Raw genomic sequence first — 16,988 nt, 5'->3', positions numbered from 1 at the left:
GTTTACCATGATTGTGAAATATTATTGATGAAATGTGTCTTTTATTTTTCGGGAGAGCTCAATATCATGAATGATAATTTCAAGTCTGTGTTCAGACCGAAACGAAAACAGGATTAAATACTGCTACAAAATCAAATGTAAGGTTATTAATTCTAATGTTTTAAACTGTCCTGGCTCAAATGCAATAAAGATTCATCGGTGAAGCGGCATATTTCTTTAATTGTGATGGTCATTACGATAGTCGCCATGTACTTCGCAGCACTGAACATAGTATGAAACTACTACAGCTAACACTGTCTACTGGAGTAGTCTGGCTATCAGTCGTGTTGAGCTCTGAAATGTTAAAGATACAACATATGCCGACTCTGGAAGTATTCCTTTGTCTCCGGTTAGACGAAAATTGTTATTGCAGCAGTTGAGAGAATTTCATATCACGGTCTCTTCAGTTGCCGAAAGGATTTATATCTTTTTAGCCAAACAGCGTTATGCTGCTAAAATACTCGACTTGTAGGTTATCACAATAAAGCATTTTTTATGGCGCGAGCAAGTATTTATGGCGATTATTCTTGGTGGAGATGATAGCGCGTCACTGAAATTGATGAGTGCTGGAAAGTGTGTGCTGGGACTGTGGTATCATGGGCAAGGTAAAAGAGCGTACTTACATTTACCGGTATTCCATTCGCTTGGAGAAATACATTCTCTCTACCATGAAATGATAAAAAAATAATTGCTAAGGGGAGGGCTGGGATGGCGTTTAACTAATTGCCCTTCGCCCCTGGCACTGCTAGAGGTACTCAGACAGCCGCTTGTAGGCGGCATGGTGCGGATACAAAAACATATTGCGCTGTTATATAAACTGTAAACTGGGCTGTGCGTATAATACGAATCTTTCACTCAGAGAAACCTGCTGACAGCGTTAGTGCTCCATTAATTAATTTTGTACTAAATCTCTGTGGTATGGCACAGACGTTTAGAAGACAGGTCAATTGCGAGCTGCTGGCTGGGATTTCGTCGCGCCGCTCAAAAATGCGCAGAGTTTTTCACCCGCCGTCAATGGCTCAATGGGCGTTTTTCCGAGGGCGGTCTCAGTCATGACGATAGCAGGACCAATAAGCATGGACCATACTTCGCTCGTGTCTTGCTCAAGCGATGTGAAGGCAAGGAACAGTGTTTTATCTGAAGGAAAGCGGTGCTGAGTATTAAAAAGTTTCAGCCAGGCGCGGGACTGCCGGTCGGCCTGTGTTGAGCGCGTGCCGAAGCGGAGTACTCTTTTTAGTATGGCGATACCCACAATGCCTGGCCCCAGAATAAAGGGACTCCCGACGTTTATGGTGACGCCGACCCCGAGAAAAACGAGGGCGAATGACAGCACGTTATCTACTCTTCTGGTAAGAGTACTGTATAGTTTTTCCAGAGAGTACCGGTAAAGAATTTGATAACTGATTTCATCCTTGCTCATACATCTCCAGATGGTTTTTCGATTACGCTCCGGCATGCTCCCGGAATCCTGACAGATTCTGCAATTATGCCACACTTCCTGGAGGGTATTAATTAGATAGAATATAAATAGTAGGCAAATATTTTGAGCTTTTAGTCGATATCGCTTTGAATATCATTTCTCCTGCACCAGGTGATGCTGTTGTCGAGCATCGCGTCAAACGTTGCTGCGTCGGTCGGACTGCACAGGATAACTCTCGCAGTCAGACTCTCATTATGGTCTCTAAATGGATAACCCGCAGTCGCAACACGCCGGATGTCACGACTGACGCTATTATTACCCAGGTTTGTTAAAGCGGCATGACCACATTTTCTATATATAATAGTTGGTTGTCTTTCGACCAGTATTGTCGAGTTTTTTTGTTTAATTCCACAATCCATTTAAAAACGCCTGCCGTTGCCAGATCGGTACAGTATTTTTCATAGGAATGCTCGCCCGAAAAGTGTTTAGCTGAAGTCAATTTTATTAATTGCGTATTTGGTGTTGAATTGACTTTAATCAGCTTTCTATTGCTTTTAATAGAAATGAAGTGGCCTGCATGAGTGATAATTTTCACATTACCGGTAGCAACAAAATAGATGTAATAAGCGATATTATTATATTCCAGATCGATTAGAAATGCGTTGAAATTTGCATCCTTTCTGACGCGCTCGAAAAAGTGGTTAAGCATAAGCTGTAATTCCATTTGTTAACCTATTGTGAGTTATAATGTTATATGTTGTGTTAGAGTATTGTTGCTTAAAAGCGGCTATACAAAGATGTTACCTAAAAGCAATAATAATCGACTGGTATCATATAGTTTACGTTATGATTGGAATAGTGTTGCAATTGTTACTGATTATTTCTCGTAGCGCGTTTTTTTGACCACTAATAGATGCGTCAATCCATTTCATTTGTAGTTTTTCTGAACGCCATGAAAAGTCATAATATATAAAAATCAGTTAATTAATTGATGTTTAGATAAGGATTACAGTGGCGGAGAGGTTTGGCGTGGCGACTTTATAGGTTTTGAAAAAGCGGCTAACTCGCTGGCAGGATAATTGGTGGCCAGCCTGCGAATGGGGGCAAAATCGTAACAACATCAGCATAAATAATAATATTCATGAATGTTTAGTGTGACGCAGCAGTTGAATTGAAGTGATGTTTTGCCTGTTCAGGATTGTCCCGATAAAAATGTTCCTCGATAAAAGTCGATCACCTTGCGCCGAAAAAAAACAGGCTAAGTGACAGAAGAACAAAATTCATTAGAAAAATAAAATTTATAAAGATCAATGAGTAAAAATGGTTGTGGAGAAGGTGGCTATTTTTTGAAAGCAAGAAATATAAATAAAGTGTAGCTATGCATAGTTATCTAAAAGGAGAACTACCGTGACTAACATAACACTATCCACCCAGCACTACAGAATCCATAGAAGTGACGTTGAACCAGTAAAAGAAAAAACAACGGAGAAGGACATTTTTGTAAAAAGTATTACTGCCGTTAGAAATAGCTTTATCAGCCTGTCGACGAGTCTGTCAGATCGTTTTAGCCTGCATCAACAAACAGACATACCGACTACCCATTTTCATCGTGGGAGCGCCTCTGAGGGTAGGGCAGTATTAACCAGTAAAACTGTTAAAGATTTTATGCTGCAAAAGCTCAATAGTCTGGATATCAAAGGTAATGCGAGTAAAGATCCGGCCTATGCTCGTCAGACATGCGAAGCCATATTATCAGCCGTGTACAGTAATAATAAAGATCACTGTTGTAAATTACTCATCAGTAAAGGGGTCAGTATTACCCCCTTTCTGAAAGAGATAGGAGAGGCTGCGCAGAATGCGGGGCTACCTGGGGAGATAAAAAATGGTGTATTTACTCCAGGTGGGGCAGGGGCGAATCCTTTTGTCGTCCCCCTCATTGCTTCCGCGAGTATTAAATATCCGCATATGTTTATAAATCATAATCAGCAGGTGTCTTTTAAAGCGTATGCTGAGAAAATCGTTATGAAAGAGGTTACGCCGCTGTTTAATAAGGGGACGATGCCGACGCCACAACAATTTCAGTTAACTATAGAAAATATTGCAAATAAGTATCTTCAGAATGCCTCCTGAAGATAGCAAACACAATACTGCTATTAACCATATGAATTAATAGCAGATTTTCTGAAACTATATATTCATTTTTATGGCGACGCTTTTAACAAAACGTCGTCATCTTTATTTTAATATAAAAATCAAATGGATATCCTTAAAACTTAAAATAATTGTTATTACTCTAAATACCGGTATAACCAGACAGCTTTTTTTGTAACGCTGCGTGTTGTTAAGTCTATGATACCCGCGCACGGATGATGTCTCGATAAGGATTAATGGTCTGTTAACTGTCAGGAGAGGTTATGCCGCCTTTAAAAAAAATTATGCTGCTCCTGTTTGTGGGGGTGATGGTCGCCACGGTAACGACACCTGCATTGGCGCTGGTTTGCCTTGCATCTCACTCAGCTAAAGAGTGTGCTGAAGCCTGTGGTGTCGATATGTGGTTTATGTTTTTGGCATGCTTTTAAGGAGGGAGAATATTGAACGTGAACAGGCGATAGTGAGTAGCTCGCTGCGCCAGGGGATAACACTCCCCTGGCGCAGCCAGTTATATTTTATTGCGATAATAACAAAGTATTTACTCGCTACTGATGAAATTCGCTATTTACAACAGCGCACGCTTACTAAGCAAAAAAATCTGCACACGCTATCTTTTTATATCTGTCCTGGGTAATGAACGACAGGAAAAACATGATGCGGCCTGAAGAGATTTATCAGCGAATAGAGGCAAAGAATTGGCGGCATGTCTGGGTGGTTGGCGATATTCACGGCTGTTTTTCAATGTTAATGAAAAGGTTACGTGAGTGTCGATTTGATCCGCAACAAGACTTGTTAGTTTCTGTGGGCGATCTCATTGATAGAGGCCCGGACAGCCTGGGTTGCCTGGCTTTACTGCGTGAGTCCTGGATGATGGCGGTTCGCGGCAATCATGAACAAATGGCGCTGGATGCGCGGGCCTCATCGCAGTCGACGCTGTGGTTGATGAATGGTGGCGACTGGTTTACCCGCCTGACGGCTGAACACGCTGCGCAAGCTGAAGCGCTTTTTATCCTTTGTCAGCGGCTGCCCTGGATACTGGAAGTTCGCTGCCGCCATAGCACGCATGTGATCGCTCATGCAGATTATCCAGCGTCAACCTATCAATGGCAAAAAAAGGTCGACTTACATCAGGTTCTCTGGAGCCGCGAACGGCTCATAAATAAGCGTGGCGGGATTAGCGGAGCCGATCATTTTTGGTTTGGCCATACGCCGTTGCGCCGGCGCATGGATTTTGCCAACGTACACTATATTGATACAGGCGCGGTATTTGGCGGGCAATTGACGTTAGCGCGGATACAATAGCGGTATCAGCGACCAGGGTTAAAAATCGCTATATTGCTGCGCAGGTCGCCAGAAGCCGTCGATAAAATCCTCTACCGGAAAACAGCCGCCATGGCGAATCCGTTGATCGTCCATCGAATAAAGACATTGCTGCTCGGTATCGTAGATGTCCACGACAATATCCTCGCATCCTCCATCCAGGTAACATACAAAAAGTACCAGCGCGAACATTACATCCTCAATGTTAACTACTTTACACGATAGTGTAGGAGAGGTTAGCGCAGGGGGGAAATGAGAAAAGGAAGAATAAATAACCCGCCTGGCGACGGGTTCTTTTTGAGTCAGGCAAGACGCATGACCCAGGCATCAGATTTAGGATCGTAATGATTACGGAACAAAACGGAATGTTCCCCGTTGAGAATGGCGGGAACGCTGGTTTCGGCATCCCAGGCGTCCAGTTGCATACATAAATCCGGATCGGATTTACAGGGGATAGTTAACGTTCGCTCCCCCGGTGATTCGCCATGTAATTCGGCATCGTCGATTTCAAAAGCGCCAATGCGCACACTGGTTTTCATCATCGTGCTCTCCGTTAATACGCTAATTGTGGTACGACCAGTTTAGCCGTCCATTTTTCAGCGTAGTCAACGTACGCAAAAGCGCCAGTCAAAAAGTGCGGTTTTTTTGTGCGCCTTTTAACTGTTACCAGTAAAGAGTTTGCCATCACGTACCAGTTCACGCGGGTAACTGTTCTTTATTCTGGCGCCGATACGTTTTGCCAGACCAAGCGGCTGATGCTGGAACGTCACCAGGACATCATCAGCGGCAGGGGGTGTTTGCGGATAAATATCCCGACCGCGATACCACTCCTCCGCCTCTTGCGCAGAAAGTTCGAACGCGTGAGCATGAGCCGGACAGGCAAGGGCTATCGTCGCCTCATGTTGCCAGCGATAGCCTTTATTATGACTTTCGGCCAGCTTAATGCCGAGCCGGGAAAAACGGACTTTTCCGATCAGTGATTCAATCTCTGCCGGGAACAGCCAGACCTCTTTATCACGCTGCCAAAGATGGAGATTTTCATCCCATAGCAGTCCGACGGCGTTGGCCGCCTGGGTAACGTGTAATGCTTCGCGGCCTTTGAGGGGGGTAAAAGGAAATGCCCCCACTTTATACCCCGGCGCGGGCATGGCTGGAAGGGATGACATTTTACGCAGACGTGCGACAAAGAATCCTTCGCAGTCGTAAATTTGCGGGAAGACGTGCAGGAAGCCTTCCGGGGTGAGGGCGCGGTCAGCGTCAGGAAACAGATCACCCAGCGGCAAAAATTCAACGGCGTCGGCGTAGGTCTCTTTCAGCCAGAGGCAGACCGCTTCGTTTTCCTGGCGATTTAACGTGCAGGTGGAGTAGACCAGCGTGCCGCCGGGTCGTAAAGCATGAAAAGCGCTGTCGAGCAATTCCCGCTGTGTCGCCGCGATATCCAGATTGCTTTCTGGCGACCAGTTTTTTAGCGCATCAGGATCTTTACGTACTACGCCTTCGCCAGAGCAGGGCGCATCCAGCAGGATAGCGTCAAACATCTCCGGTAACGCAGCGCCAAATACGCGGCCATCGAAATGCGTCAGTGCGGTATTGGCGATTCCACATCGGCTGATATTAGCGTGCAGAACTTTGACGCGGCTGGCCGAAAATTCGTTGGCCAGAATGGCGCCGCGGTTCCCCATGCGGGCAGCGATCTGCGTGGTTTTGGAGCCAGGCGCCGCTGCCATATCCATGACCCGCTGCGGATGATTATCATCGGCGAACAGGGCCGCGACCGGCAGCATCGAACTGGCCTCCTGAATGTAAAACAGGCCGCTTAAATGCTCAGCGGTACTGCCAAGCGGCAATGCCTCTTCATCATCGCGCTCGATCCAGAATCCTTCATGACACCACGGAATTGGCGTGAGCGACCAGCCGTAGGGCGCGATTAGGGCAAGGAAATCAGCCACGGAGATTTTAAGCGTATTGATGCGTATACTGCGGCGCAACGGGCGTTGGCAGGCCGAAATAAATTCATCAAAAGAGAGCGTGGAAGGCATTGCTTCACGCATTTGCGTCAGAAAAGCGTCAGGAAAATAGACAGCGTGTTGAGCCACAGGTGTATCGCCGGCAAAAAAACAGGCGCGCAGTGTAGCATAAAACGCTCCGGCGCGAGTACGCCGGAGCCGGGTGTTTAACGTGGCAGAGCGGTGCCCCATTCACGCCACTCTTTCGGTTCGCTCTCTTGTAACAGGAAATGCTTACCGGCTTGCGCTTTTGGCGCCAGCGGCGTACCTGGTGGAGTAGCGAAGGCGATACCGCCACGGATGAACTGATTAAATGTCCCCGTTTTCACCACGCCGCCTGTCAGACCAAAGTCGAGACTATAGCCGGAGGCAAGCCAGAATACGGAGTTATTCCGCACCAGATATTGGTAACGCTTACTGATACGCAAGGTGATCATCACGCGATCGGAGAGCGACCCCAGGGACATTCCGGTGACGGTTCCCACTTCGATACCGCGGAACAGGACGGGGGTGCCAATATTAAGCGAGCCTGCTTCTGGCGCCTCCACGACGATGCTTAACCCATCCAGATAGCGTGAGTCGGTAATCGTGGCTTCCTGCAGTTCAAAGTCGCGCCGCGCCGCGCCGCGTCCTGGCTCAACGTTAATATAGGGCTGGAGAATCGTATCCAGATGCTCGACGCCCGCCGCGGAAATTTGTGGCGTAATAACGGAAAAACGTGTCCCGGCGCGGGCAAATGTCTGTACGTACTCCGGATAAAGTACGGCTTTTGCCTGCACTTCATTACGTGCGGTGATCAATTCCAGCGTCTGGATCTGGCCGATATCAATACCGAGGTAACGAATTGGCATCCCTTCCGCCAGTTTTCCGGCGTCGAACGCGTGCAGCGTAATTTGTCCGCCTACCGCGCGGGCGGAGGTTTCTGAAGCATAAAGAATGCGTTTATCGCCTTTGCGCCGGCTGGCGCTGGCGCCGCTCAGGTTATCAAAACTAATGGCCCCTTTCAGCGCGCGGGAGAGTGGCGAGGCCTGTACCGTTAGGCCGCTGCCGTTAAGTTGCACCTTCGCGCCGCCTTCCGCCCAGAACACGCTATTGCTGGTTAACAGGTGGCGATACTCCGGCTTAATATGCAGGTCGATGTCAAAGGTATTGGCGTGTGGGCGAACGGTGATGACTTCGCCTACTTCAAATTTTCGATACAGCACGACGGAACCTGCCTGGACATCCGGCAACGTTTCGGCCGTCAGCGTTAAGGTGGTAGTCGGTAAGTCACTGAGGCTATTTTCCAGCGCTTTTTCCAGGTTAGCATAGAGCGGGTAGGTGGATTTCATCTTCCCGCTCGTACCGGGTAAAATACGAATTCCGCCGTCAATCCACTCGCTGGCACTGGCGCCGAGGAACTCTACGCCGTCAAGGCCGACTTTGACATCCACCCGGCTGTTGACCACGAATTTACTGTCGCCCTGTACCAAATCCCGGTGCTGCGGTTCAATCGCGACGGTGAATGACACGCCTTTACTGGATAAGTTGCGCTCAATGACCTGGCCAATTTTTACACCATGTAAAATTAACGGCTGGCCCGGTTCGATGCCGTAACTTTCCGGGGCTGTCAGCGTCAGGGTTAAGGCATTCGCCTCATGCAGCAGGGCCTTTTCACCCGGCACCACCACAAATTCACTGCGCGGTTCGCCGTCGCCCGGCACCAGCTCGAAGGTTTTTCCGGTTAACAACGAACTGATATTCGCGTCGCTCAGCGACAGTTTGGGATTGCGTAACTCAATACGCGTATTTTCCCGCATTAGCGGAACAACGCTGGGATCGACGGTCATCTCTCCGGTGACTTTACCGCCAGGGTTGAGCGTCAGTTTAGAAAGCTCACCCACCTCCAGTCCTTGGTACATGAGCGGCGTAGATTCCGCCTTCAGACCGTCTCCGCTGGGCAGCTCAAGTTTAACGATTACCCCTCGTTGGCTGTGGGCTAAATCTTTATATAAGCCGAACGTGTCATCCTGGGCGGCGGGTTTGGAATTGTCCGGCGAATCAAACGCAATCGCACCATTGACCAGGGCCGCGAGGCTCTCCAGTTTCACCTTCGCGCCGCTCAAGCTTAGATCGGCGTCAATGCCGGAGACATTCCAGAAACGGCTGCCTTTTTTCACCAGATCGGTAAACCGTCGCTCAATCAGAACGTCAATCGTAACGCCCTGTTTGTTAGGGTTAATCGAATAGTCATACACCCGTCCGACAGGGATTTTACGGAAATAGACCAGTGAACCGCTATTAAGCGAACCGAGATCCGGCGCATTGAGATGAATCATCAGATCGCCGTTGCTAAGCCGGTATTTGGGCTGTGTATCCAGGGCGACGAAATGATCTCTGGGCTTGCCTTTACCCGGCATCATACCGATGTAATTCCCGCCGACCAACGCATCCAGGCCGGAAACGCCCGCCAGCGAGGCTTTGGGCGTCACCAGCCAGAACTGCGTCTCTTCGCGCAACGCATCTTCCATATCTGATTTGATACTGACGCGAACTTCAATTTTGCGCAGATCTTTGCTCAGGCTGACATCTTCCACGGTGCCGACTTCTACTCCCTGATAACGAACGGGAGTCCGGCCTGGTACGATACCGTCCGCCGACATAAAATCGATAGTCACGCTATTACCGCGATCCTGGTAGCTATCCCATACTAGCCACCCTGCGATCATTAGCGCGATAAGCGGTAGCAGCCAGAAAGGTGAAATACGGCGTTTGGTTTTAATTTGCGCTTCAGTCTTCGAAGCGGGCGTTTCCTGACTCATGTGCATCCCAAAGTAAGCGGCTATCCAGCCATTCCACTGCAAGAATAGTCAAAATTACCGCTGCGCCGAAATAAAACGCAGCCGGTCCCATAGTAAAAGCCAGAATCTGATCGCGATTAATCAGAGACATGGTTAACGAGATAACGAAAAGATCCAGCATCGACCAGCGGCCTATCCATGTCACCAGACGCAGCAACAGAATTCGCGTCCGCAGTCCCTGTTGGCATTTAAAATGGATACTCAACAGTAGCGTAAACATCACGATGACTTTGGTAAACGGCACCAAAATACTGGCGATAAAAACGACGGCGGCGACGGCGATATTGCTGCTGGCAAGCGACATAATGCCCGACAGGATCGTATCTTCCTGACGCCCGCCATTAATGTAGATTACCGAAATAGGCAGCAGGTTTGCCGGCAGCAAAAAGACAATAGACGCCAGCAAGGCCGCCCAACACTTCTGTATGCTCTGTTTTCTGCGTAACCGTAGCGGAATATGACAACGCGGGCAGCGTCCTTTCGCATCCGGATAGCCGCTAAAGTGGCAGCCAAGACAGACGCGCAATCTTTCGTCCGCACGTTGAGCAGGGCGCTGCGGATAAAATCGTTCCCATAGTTGCTCCACATTCAGATGAATCATAGTCAGAATGCTAAGAACCACCAACGAGACGAACGCTAAAAGCCCGATGCCCGGCTGCAGAAAGGCATAGTCCTGCACTTTGATAGAGGCAACGCCAATACCGACCAGATAGATGTCCAGCATCACCCACTCTTTCAGTTTTTCCAGCATCAGCAGGACTGGACGCAGATTCATGCCGAGAAGGCTGCCAAACCACAGGTAAGCAATTGAAAAAACCAGAATAAGCGGCGCGCCCACCACGCAAAAGAGCACCATTGCGGCGGTTAACGGATCGCCCTGTTGCGTCATTTGCCAGATGCCGTGCATCACATTGGCATCAATGCGTACGCCCAACAGGTAGATATGGAGTAGCGGTTCACTCCAGGCAAACGGCATCAATAGCAGCATGGTTACCGCTATCGCGGTCAGCCGCGTTAGCGACCAGTCGCGCCCATCGCGAATTTTGGCCTGGCAACGAGGACAATAAGCGCTTTGATGAGCGCTCATCTCCGGCAAGCTGAACAGCATGTCGCATTCAGGGCAGCGCTGGTAGTGGCTGCGCGGCAGCGCTTCGCTAATTGACCTGATCGTTAGCTTTTTTGTTGGCGTGACGTGTGAGGTGTTCAGAGCCATGTATCGTGAATCAAAGTGTTAGAATAATGTAATCTTAACTCATGACAGGAATAATCTTGAGCAAGAACGCATTTAATGCTTATTTTAATAGCCTGTGTTTAGGAGTAAGACCACGAAGTGATTATATAATGAGCAAAACAGAACTATACGCGGCGTTAAACCGCGATTTTCAGTCGTTAATGGCAGGTGAAACCAGCTTTCTGGCCACGCTGGCGAATACCAGCGCGTTACTGTTCGAACGCCTTACCGAGGTGAACTGGGCGGGATTTTATCTCCTCGAAGGCGATACGCTGGTGTTGGGGCCGTTTCAGGGGCGAATCGCCTGTGTGCGGATTCCGGTTGGTCGCGGCGTGTGCGGCGCAGCGGTAGCGCAGAATAAGGTTCAACGTATTGATGATGTTCATGCGTTTGACGGCCATATTGCCTGTGATGCCGCCAGCAACGCCGAAATTGTGCTGCCTGTCACGGTTGGCGAACGGATTATCGGCGTGCTGGATATAGATAGCACGGCGTTTGGCCGTTTTACCGAAGAAGATGAACACGGCCTGCGTACGCTGGTCGCACAGCTTGAAACCGTGCTTGCAACGACGGATTACAAAAAATTCTTTGCGAGCGTCGCAGGATAATCAACGGATAACGTAGCAATTACTGATGGCGTCATTATAATGACGCCTGTTCATGCCTGCTGCTTGTTGGCTACGTCCGTTGTAATCAGGAAATTTCATGGAAAATCAACCTAAGTTGAATAGCAGTAAAGAAGTTATCGCGTTTCTGGCCGAGCGTTTTCCTCACTGTTTTAGTGCGGAAGGCGAAGCTCGCCCGCTGAAAATTGGTATTTTTCAGGATCTGGTAGAGCGAGTTGGGGGCGAAATGAACCTCAGCAAAACGCAACTTCGTTCCGCTTTACGTCTTTATACTTCAAGCTGGCGTTACCTGTACGGCGTTAAGCCGGGCGCAACGCGCGTCGACCTTGATGGCAATCCGTGCGGCGAGCTGGAAGAACAGCATGTCGAACATGCGCGTAAGCAGCTTGAAGAAGCCAAAGCCCGTGTTCAGGCGCAGCGCGCAGAGCAGCAAGCGAAAAAACGCGAAGCTGCCGCGGCGGCTGGCGAAAAAGAAGACGCGCCGCGACGCGAGCGTAAACCTCGCCCGGTAGCGCGTCGTAAAGAAGGCGCTGAACGTAAACCTCGCGCTGATAAACCGACGACGAAAGCGCCGCGTGCGCCTCGCGAAGAGAAGCACACGCCGGTTTCTGATATTTCAGTATTGACCGTAGGGCAGTCCCTCAAGGTGAAAGCGGGTAATAATGCGATGGATGCCACCGTATTAGAAATCACCAAAGATGGTGTCCGTGTACAGCTGAATTCGGGTATGTCTTTGATTGTACGCGCAGAACACCTGGTGTTCTGAAACGGAGGCCAGGCCTGGCATGAACACTTTTTTTAGGCTTACCGCGTTAGCTGGCCTGCTTGCATTAGCAGGCCAGTCCTTCGCCGTGGAAGATATTACGCGTGCCGATCAAATTCCCGTACTAAAGGAAGAGACGCAACATGCGACGGTGAGCGAGCGCGTAACGTCGCGTTTTACCCGCTCCCATTATCGCCAGTTCGATCTGGATGAGGCATTTTCGGCAAAGATTTTTGATCGCTATCTGAATCTTCTCGACTATAGCCACAACGTTTTGTTGGCGAGCGATGTCGAGCAGTTTGCGAAAAAGAAAACCGTGTTGGGCGATGAGCTGCGCACGGGTAAGCTGGATGTTTTTTACGATCTTTATAACCTGGCGCAAAAGCGCCGGTTTGAACGTTACCAGTACGCGCTAAAAGTGCTGGAACGGCCAATGGATTTCACCGGAAACGATACGTTTAACCTGGACCGCAGTAAAGCGCCCTGGCCGAAAGATGAGGCTGAGCTAAATGCGCTGTGGGATGGTAAAGTGAAATTCGATGAGCTCAGTCTGAAACTCACCGGCAAGAGCGACAAAGAAATTCGCGAAACGCTGACGCGTCGCTACAAATTCGCTATTCGTCGCCTGGCGCAGACCAACAGTGAAGATGTGTTCTCGCTGGCGATGACCGCTTTTGCGCGTGAAATCGACCCACATACGAATTATCTTTCTCCCCGCAATACCGAGCAGTTTAATACCGAAATGAGTCTGTCTCTGGAAGGTATCGGCGCGGTGCTGCAAATGGATGACGATTATACTGTCATTAACTCATTGGTTGCCGGCGGCCCGGCAGCGAAGAGCAAGTCGATTAGCGTCGGCGATCGTATCGTCGGCGTAGGGCAAGCCGGAAAGCCGATGGTCGACGTCATTGGCTGGCGTCTTGACGATGTGGTGGCGCTGATCAAAGGGCCAAAAGGCAGCAAGGTTCGACTGGAAATACTGCCGGCTGGCAAAGGGACGAAAACGCGTATTATCACGCTGACGCGTGAACGGATTCGTCTTGAAGATCGCGCGGTTAAAATGTCGGTGAAAACCGTCGGCAAGGAAAAAGTTGGCGTACTGGATATTCCAGGCTTCTATGTCGGCTTGACCGATGATGTCAAAGTTCAGCTTCAGAAGCTGGAAAAACAGAACGTTAATAGCATCGTTATCGATCTGCGTTCAAACGGCGGCGGGGCGCTGACGGAAGCCGTTTCGCTTTCCGGTCTGTTTATCCCTTCTGGTCCGATAGTTCAGGTGCGCGACAATAACGGCAAAGTGCGTGAGGATAGCGACACCGACGGCGTGGTCTACTATAAAGGCCCGCTGGTGGTGCTGGTCGATCGTTTCAGTGCCTCGGCATCGGAAATTTTCGCTGCCGCAATGCAGGATTATGGTCGCGCGCTGATTGTCGGTGAGCCGACCTTCGGTAAAGGGACGGTACAGCAATATCGCTCGCTAAACCGAATTTACGATCAGATGCTTCGCCCGGAATGGCCTGCGCTGGGTTCGGTGCAGTACACCATTCAGAAGTTTTACCGTGTCAACGGCGGTAGTACGCAGCGTAAAGGGGTCACGCCGGATATCATCATGCCGACTGGCAATGAAGAGACGGAAACCGGAGAAAAATTTGAAGATAACGCCTTGCCGTGGGATAGCATTGATGCGGCGAAATACGTGAAATCGGATGATTTGGCCCCGTTTGGCCCGGAATTATTGAAAGAACACAACGCGCGTATCGCCAAAGATCCTGAGTTCCAGTACATCATGAAGGATATCGCACGTTTCAATGCCATGAAGGATAAGCGCAACATCGTCTCTCTGAATTATGCGCAGCGTGAGAAAGAGAACAATGAAGAAGACGCTCTGCGTCTGGCGCGTATTAACGATCGGTTTAAACGTGAGGGTAAACCGTTGCTGAAGAAACTGGACGATCTGCCAAAGGATTACCAGGAGCCGGACCCGTACCTTGATGAAACGGTGAAGATTGCTCTGGACCTGGCGCATCTTGAAAAAGAAAAACCAGCGGAGCAGGCGGCAGCCAATAAGTAACGCTAAACAGGCACAAAAAATTGTGCCTGTTTTTTTTTAACAAGCGCAGAAGTCGTCAGGATAATGCTACAAAATGTAAAGTTGTGTTTTTCTCGTGACTTACCGCCTGGTGATGCTTGAAAATAGCCATAAGACCCATACGATGTGGGTAATCGCATAGTGCGCTTTGTTAAATTGAGGTTAAAAGAAAATTATGATGCGAATCGCGCTCTTCCTGCTGACGAACCTGGCCGTGATGGTCGTTTTCGGGCTGGTTCTGAGCCTGACAGGGATACAGTCGAGCAGCGTGCAAGGCTTGCTGATCATGGCGCTGCTGTTTGGTTTTGGCGGTTCTTTTATTTCATTGCTGATGTCCAAATGGATGGCGTTAAAATCCGTAGGAGGGGAAGTTATTGAACAGCCTCGCAATGAAAGAGAACGCTGGTTGATGAACACCGTAGCAACGCAAGCGCGCCAGGCCGGTATCGCCATGCCGCAGGTTGCTATCTACCATGCGCCGGACATTAACGCGTTTGCGACGGGCGCACGCCGTGACGCCTCATTGGTCGCTGTGAGCACCGGTTTGTTGCAAAACATGAGCCCTGACGAAGCGGAAGCCGTCATTGCGCATGAAATCAGCCATATTGCCAATGGCGATATGGTGACGATGACGTTGATTCAGGGGGTGGTTAACACCTTCGTTATCTTTATTTCGCGCATTATCGCGCAAATTGCTGCTGGTTTTCTGGGCGGCAACCGCGATGAAGGCGAAGGAAGTAACGGTAATCCGCTAATTTATTTCGCCGTTGCGACGGTGCTGGAACTGGTCTTCGGTATTCTGGCGAGCATCATCACCATGTGGTTCTCCCGTTACCGTGAGTTTCATGCCGATGCGGGATCGGCGAAGCTGGTAGGCCGTGAAAAAATGATTGCCGCGTTGCAGCGCCTGAAAACCAGCTACGAGCCGCAAGAAGCGACCAGCATGATGGCGTTTTGTATTAACGGTAAATCGAAATCGTTAAGCGAGCTGTTTATGACGCACCCACCGCTGGATAAACGCATCGAAGCGCTGCGTAGCGGCGAGTACCTGAAATAATAAGCCCACTGGCAAGTATGAAAAGCGCGTCGAATGACGCGCTTTTTTTACGCCTGAACGCGTGGTTGCGTAATACGTAAACCGCTCACCACCGCCGCGAGAGTCGCCAGGATCGCTGCCGCGAGCAGAGAAAGATGCGTACCGCTATCGCCAAACTGGTTCAACATCAGCGCTACCAGCGCGGCGCCAGTACTTTGGCCTAACAGTCGCGCCGTGCCCAGCATCCCGCTGGCGCCACCGCTGCGCTCACGCGGCGCGGAAGTGATAATGGTGTGATTATTCGGCGACTGGAACAGGCCAAACCCTGCGCCGCAAAGGATCATCGGCCAGATAATATTCAGATCGGAGGGGGAGCCTGGCAACATGACCAGCGCAAACAACCCGGCTGCCATTATCACCATTCCCAGCGCCCCCAGCAAACCGGCATGAAGACGTTCTATCAGGTATCCCGCCAGCGGCGCCATCACCATCGTTGCCAGCGGCCAGGGCGTCAATAACAGGCCGGTTTCTACTTCGCTACGGCCCAGCACGGTTTGCAGATAAAAAGGTAGCGAGACCATGGCTAACATTTGCGCGCAGAACGAGCAAATTGACGTGCCGATCGAGAGTGAAAAAAGCGGAATGCGTAACAAGTCGATGGGTAACAAAGGGACGGGCAAAGAAAGCTGGCGGCGCACGAAGAAAAACCCGACCACGACCAGAACGAGCAGCTCTGCGCCAATCAACGTTAGCGACTGTCCCTGGGCAAAGCCGCTCAATGCGGTAATCAGCAGGCCAAATGTGAGCGCATTCATTACCGCGCTCGGTAAGTCAAAGCGCGGCTTAGTGTCATGGGCGATGTTTGCTGGTAAAAAGCGTATGGCCAGAATTAACGCGATGATACCTAACGGGACATTAATCAGAAACAGCCATTTCCATGATGAGATGGACAAAATCGCTGCGGCGATCGTCGGACCCGCGGCGGAAGAGACTGCGACGATAAAAGAGTTAATTCCCATGCCTCGTCCCAGATGACGCTGGGGGTAGATAAGACGAATCAGCGCCGTGTTTACGCTCATGAGCGCCGCGCCGCCAAATCCCTGCGCGATACGCGCCAGCGTCAGCATCTGCAGCGAGTCTGAAAGCGCGCAAAACAATGATGAAAGCAGAAATACCACTAAACCACATTTGTAGATCCGGCGATAACCAAACATGTCGCCTAAAAAAGACAGGGAAAGTAGTGAGACGACAATGGCGATTTGGTATGCATTGACAATCCAGATAGAGCTGGCAGGGGAGGCATGTAAATCAGTCGCAATGGTTGGCAGCGCGACATTAGCGATTGCGCCATCCAGAACCGCCATCGAAATACCGATAATAATCGTCAGGATAGCGCCGTATCTCTGCGGGAGGGGCAGGCCATCGGCCCGTGTTTTTTCCATAAGTATTTTGTAATAAGGGGAATTA

At 49.8% G+C, this 16,988-nt stretch carries 17 protein-coding genes; 9 read left to right on the top strand and 8 right to left on the bottom strand.

Going from position 1 to position 16,988, the window contains the following annotated elements; translation table 11 throughout:
* Positions 1-553 precede the first annotated feature (553 nt).
* The gene (locus ACLJZ5_RS02985; RefSeq protein WP_079838199.1) at positions 554-727 is read left to right on the top strand and encodes a CZB domain-containing protein; all 174 of its coding nucleotides are present in this window, start codon (positions 554-556) and stop codon (positions 725-727) included.
* A 255-nt stretch (positions 728-982) separates the two neighbouring features.
* Here ACLJZ5_RS02985 and ACLJZ5_RS02980 read toward each other — a convergent pair whose 3' ends face one another.
* Together ACLJZ5_RS02980 and ACLJZ5_RS02975 are read right to left on the bottom strand one after the other, a co-directional pair.
* A complete protein-coding gene (locus tag ACLJZ5_RS02980; RefSeq protein ID WP_024798204.1) occupies positions 983-1,459 on the bottom strand; it encodes a hypothetical protein in 477 nt (158 codons plus the stop codon).
* A 328-nt stretch (positions 1,460-1,787) separates the two neighbouring features.
* Positions 1,788-2,183 (bottom strand): DUF1398 domain-containing protein, encoded by a 396-nt coding sequence (locus ACLJZ5_RS02975; RefSeq protein ID WP_000422884.1) that lies wholly within the window; start codon positions 2,181-2,183, stop codon positions 1,788-1,790.
* A gap of 683 nt (positions 2,184-2,866) precedes the next feature.
* Between ACLJZ5_RS02975 and sopE2 the strand changes: the two genes are divergently transcribed.
* From sopE2 to pphA, 4 genes are all read left to right on the top strand, one after another.
* On the top strand, positions 2,867-3,589 hold the full coding sequence (gene sopE2 / locus ACLJZ5_RS02970; protein ID WP_024798205.1) for an SPI-1 type III secretion system guanine nucleotide exchange factor SopE2: 723 nt from the start codon (positions 2,867-2,869) through the stop codon (positions 3,587-3,589).
* A gap of 284 nt (positions 3,590-3,873) precedes the next feature.
* Positions 3,874-4,038, top strand: a complete 165-nt coding sequence (locus ACLJZ5_RS02965) for a hypothetical protein (RefSeq protein ID WP_001134853.1) — start codon at positions 3,874-3,876, stop codon at positions 4,036-4,038.
* Positions 4,029-4,244: a serine/threonine protein phosphatase gene (locus ACLJZ5_RS02960; RefSeq protein ID WP_313905068.1), complete on the top strand. Its 216-nt coding sequence runs from the start codon at positions 4,029-4,031 to the stop codon at positions 4,242-4,244. The genes ACLJZ5_RS02965 and ACLJZ5_RS02960 overlap by 10 nt, the downstream gene beginning before the upstream one ends.
* A gap of 17 nt (positions 4,245-4,261) precedes the next feature.
* On the top strand, positions 4,262-4,912 hold the full coding sequence (gene pphA / locus ACLJZ5_RS02955; RefSeq protein ID WP_024798206.1) for a protein-serine/threonine phosphatase: 651 nt from the start codon (positions 4,262-4,264) through the stop codon (positions 4,910-4,912).
* A gap of 18 nt (positions 4,913-4,930) precedes the next feature.
* On the opposite strand, the gene ACLJZ5_RS02950 is transcribed toward pphA, so the two are convergent.
* From ACLJZ5_RS02950 to yebS, 5 genes are all read right to left on the bottom strand, one after another.
* Positions 4,931-5,122: a YebW family protein gene (locus ACLJZ5_RS02950; RefSeq protein ID WP_000457838.1), complete on the bottom strand. Its 192-nt coding sequence runs from the start codon at positions 5,120-5,122 to the stop codon at positions 4,931-4,933.
* A 110-nt stretch (positions 5,123-5,232) separates the two neighbouring features.
* Positions 5,233-5,469 (bottom strand): YebV family protein, encoded by a 237-nt coding sequence (locus tag ACLJZ5_RS02945; protein ID WP_024131167.1) that lies wholly within the window; start codon positions 5,467-5,469, stop codon positions 5,233-5,235.
* A gap of 117 nt (positions 5,470-5,586) precedes the next feature.
* Positions 5,587-7,026: a 16S rRNA (cytosine(1407)-C(5))-methyltransferase RsmF gene (gene rsmF, locus ACLJZ5_RS02940; protein WP_024798207.1), complete on the bottom strand. Its 1,440-nt coding sequence runs from the start codon at positions 7,024-7,026 to the stop codon at positions 5,587-5,589.
* A 77-nt stretch (positions 7,027-7,103) separates the two neighbouring features.
* The gene (locus ACLJZ5_RS02935; protein ID WP_023244121.1) at positions 7,104-9,737 is read right to left on the bottom strand and encodes a PqiB family protein; all 2,634 of its coding nucleotides are present in this window, start codon (positions 9,735-9,737) and stop codon (positions 7,104-7,106) included.
* Complete coding sequence (yebS, locus tag ACLJZ5_RS02930; RefSeq protein ID WP_024798208.1) at positions 9,706-10,989, bottom strand: membrane integrity lipid transport subunit YebS; 1,284 nt, start codon at positions 10,987-10,989, stop codon at positions 9,706-9,708. Before yebS ends, ACLJZ5_RS02935 begins: the two co-directional genes overlap by 32 nt.
* A gap of 128 nt (positions 10,990-11,117) precedes the next feature.
* Here yebS and ACLJZ5_RS02925 point away from each other — a divergent pair, with 128 nt between their 5' ends.
* The 4 genes from ACLJZ5_RS02925 to htpX all read left to right on the top strand — a co-directional run bounded on the left by ACLJZ5_RS02925 (position 11,118) and on the right by htpX (position 15,542).
* On the top strand, positions 11,118-11,615 hold the full coding sequence (locus tag ACLJZ5_RS02925; RefSeq protein WP_001518229.1) for a GAF domain-containing protein: 498 nt from the start codon (positions 11,118-11,120) through the stop codon (positions 11,613-11,615).
* Between the two features lie 97 nt (positions 11,616-11,712).
* Positions 11,713-12,399, top strand: a complete 687-nt coding sequence (gene proQ, locus ACLJZ5_RS02920) for an RNA chaperone ProQ (RefSeq protein WP_000431401.1) — start codon at positions 11,713-11,715, stop codon at positions 12,397-12,399.
* Positions 12,400-12,418: 19 nt separating this feature from the next.
* On the top strand, positions 12,419-14,467 hold the full coding sequence (gene prc, locus ACLJZ5_RS02915) for a carboxy terminal-processing peptidase (RefSeq protein WP_001091237.1): 2,049 nt from the start codon (positions 12,419-12,421) through the stop codon (positions 14,465-14,467).
* A gap of 193 nt (positions 14,468-14,660) precedes the next feature.
* Positions 14,661-15,542, top strand: coding sequence for a protease HtpX (gene htpX / locus ACLJZ5_RS02910; protein WP_000984498.1), 882 nt, complete (start codon positions 14,661-14,663; stop codon positions 15,540-15,542).
* 47 nt (positions 15,543-15,589) lie between these two features.
* On the opposite strand, the gene ACLJZ5_RS02905 is transcribed toward htpX, so the two are convergent.
* Complete coding sequence (locus tag ACLJZ5_RS02905) at positions 15,590-16,963, bottom strand: MFS transporter (protein ID WP_000416142.1); 1,374 nt, start codon at positions 16,961-16,963, stop codon at positions 15,590-15,592.
* Between the last annotated feature and the right edge of the window lie 25 nt (positions 16,964-16,988).

The sequence above is a fragment of the Salmonella sp. 5800 genome (assembly GCF_046558195.1).
GTDB classification, from domain to species: domain Bacteria; phylum Pseudomonadota; class Gammaproteobacteria; order Enterobacterales; family Enterobacteriaceae; genus Salmonella; species Salmonella enterica.
Note: the sequence above shows the minus strand (reverse complement) of the source record. Positions and strands in the feature narration are given on the sequence as shown.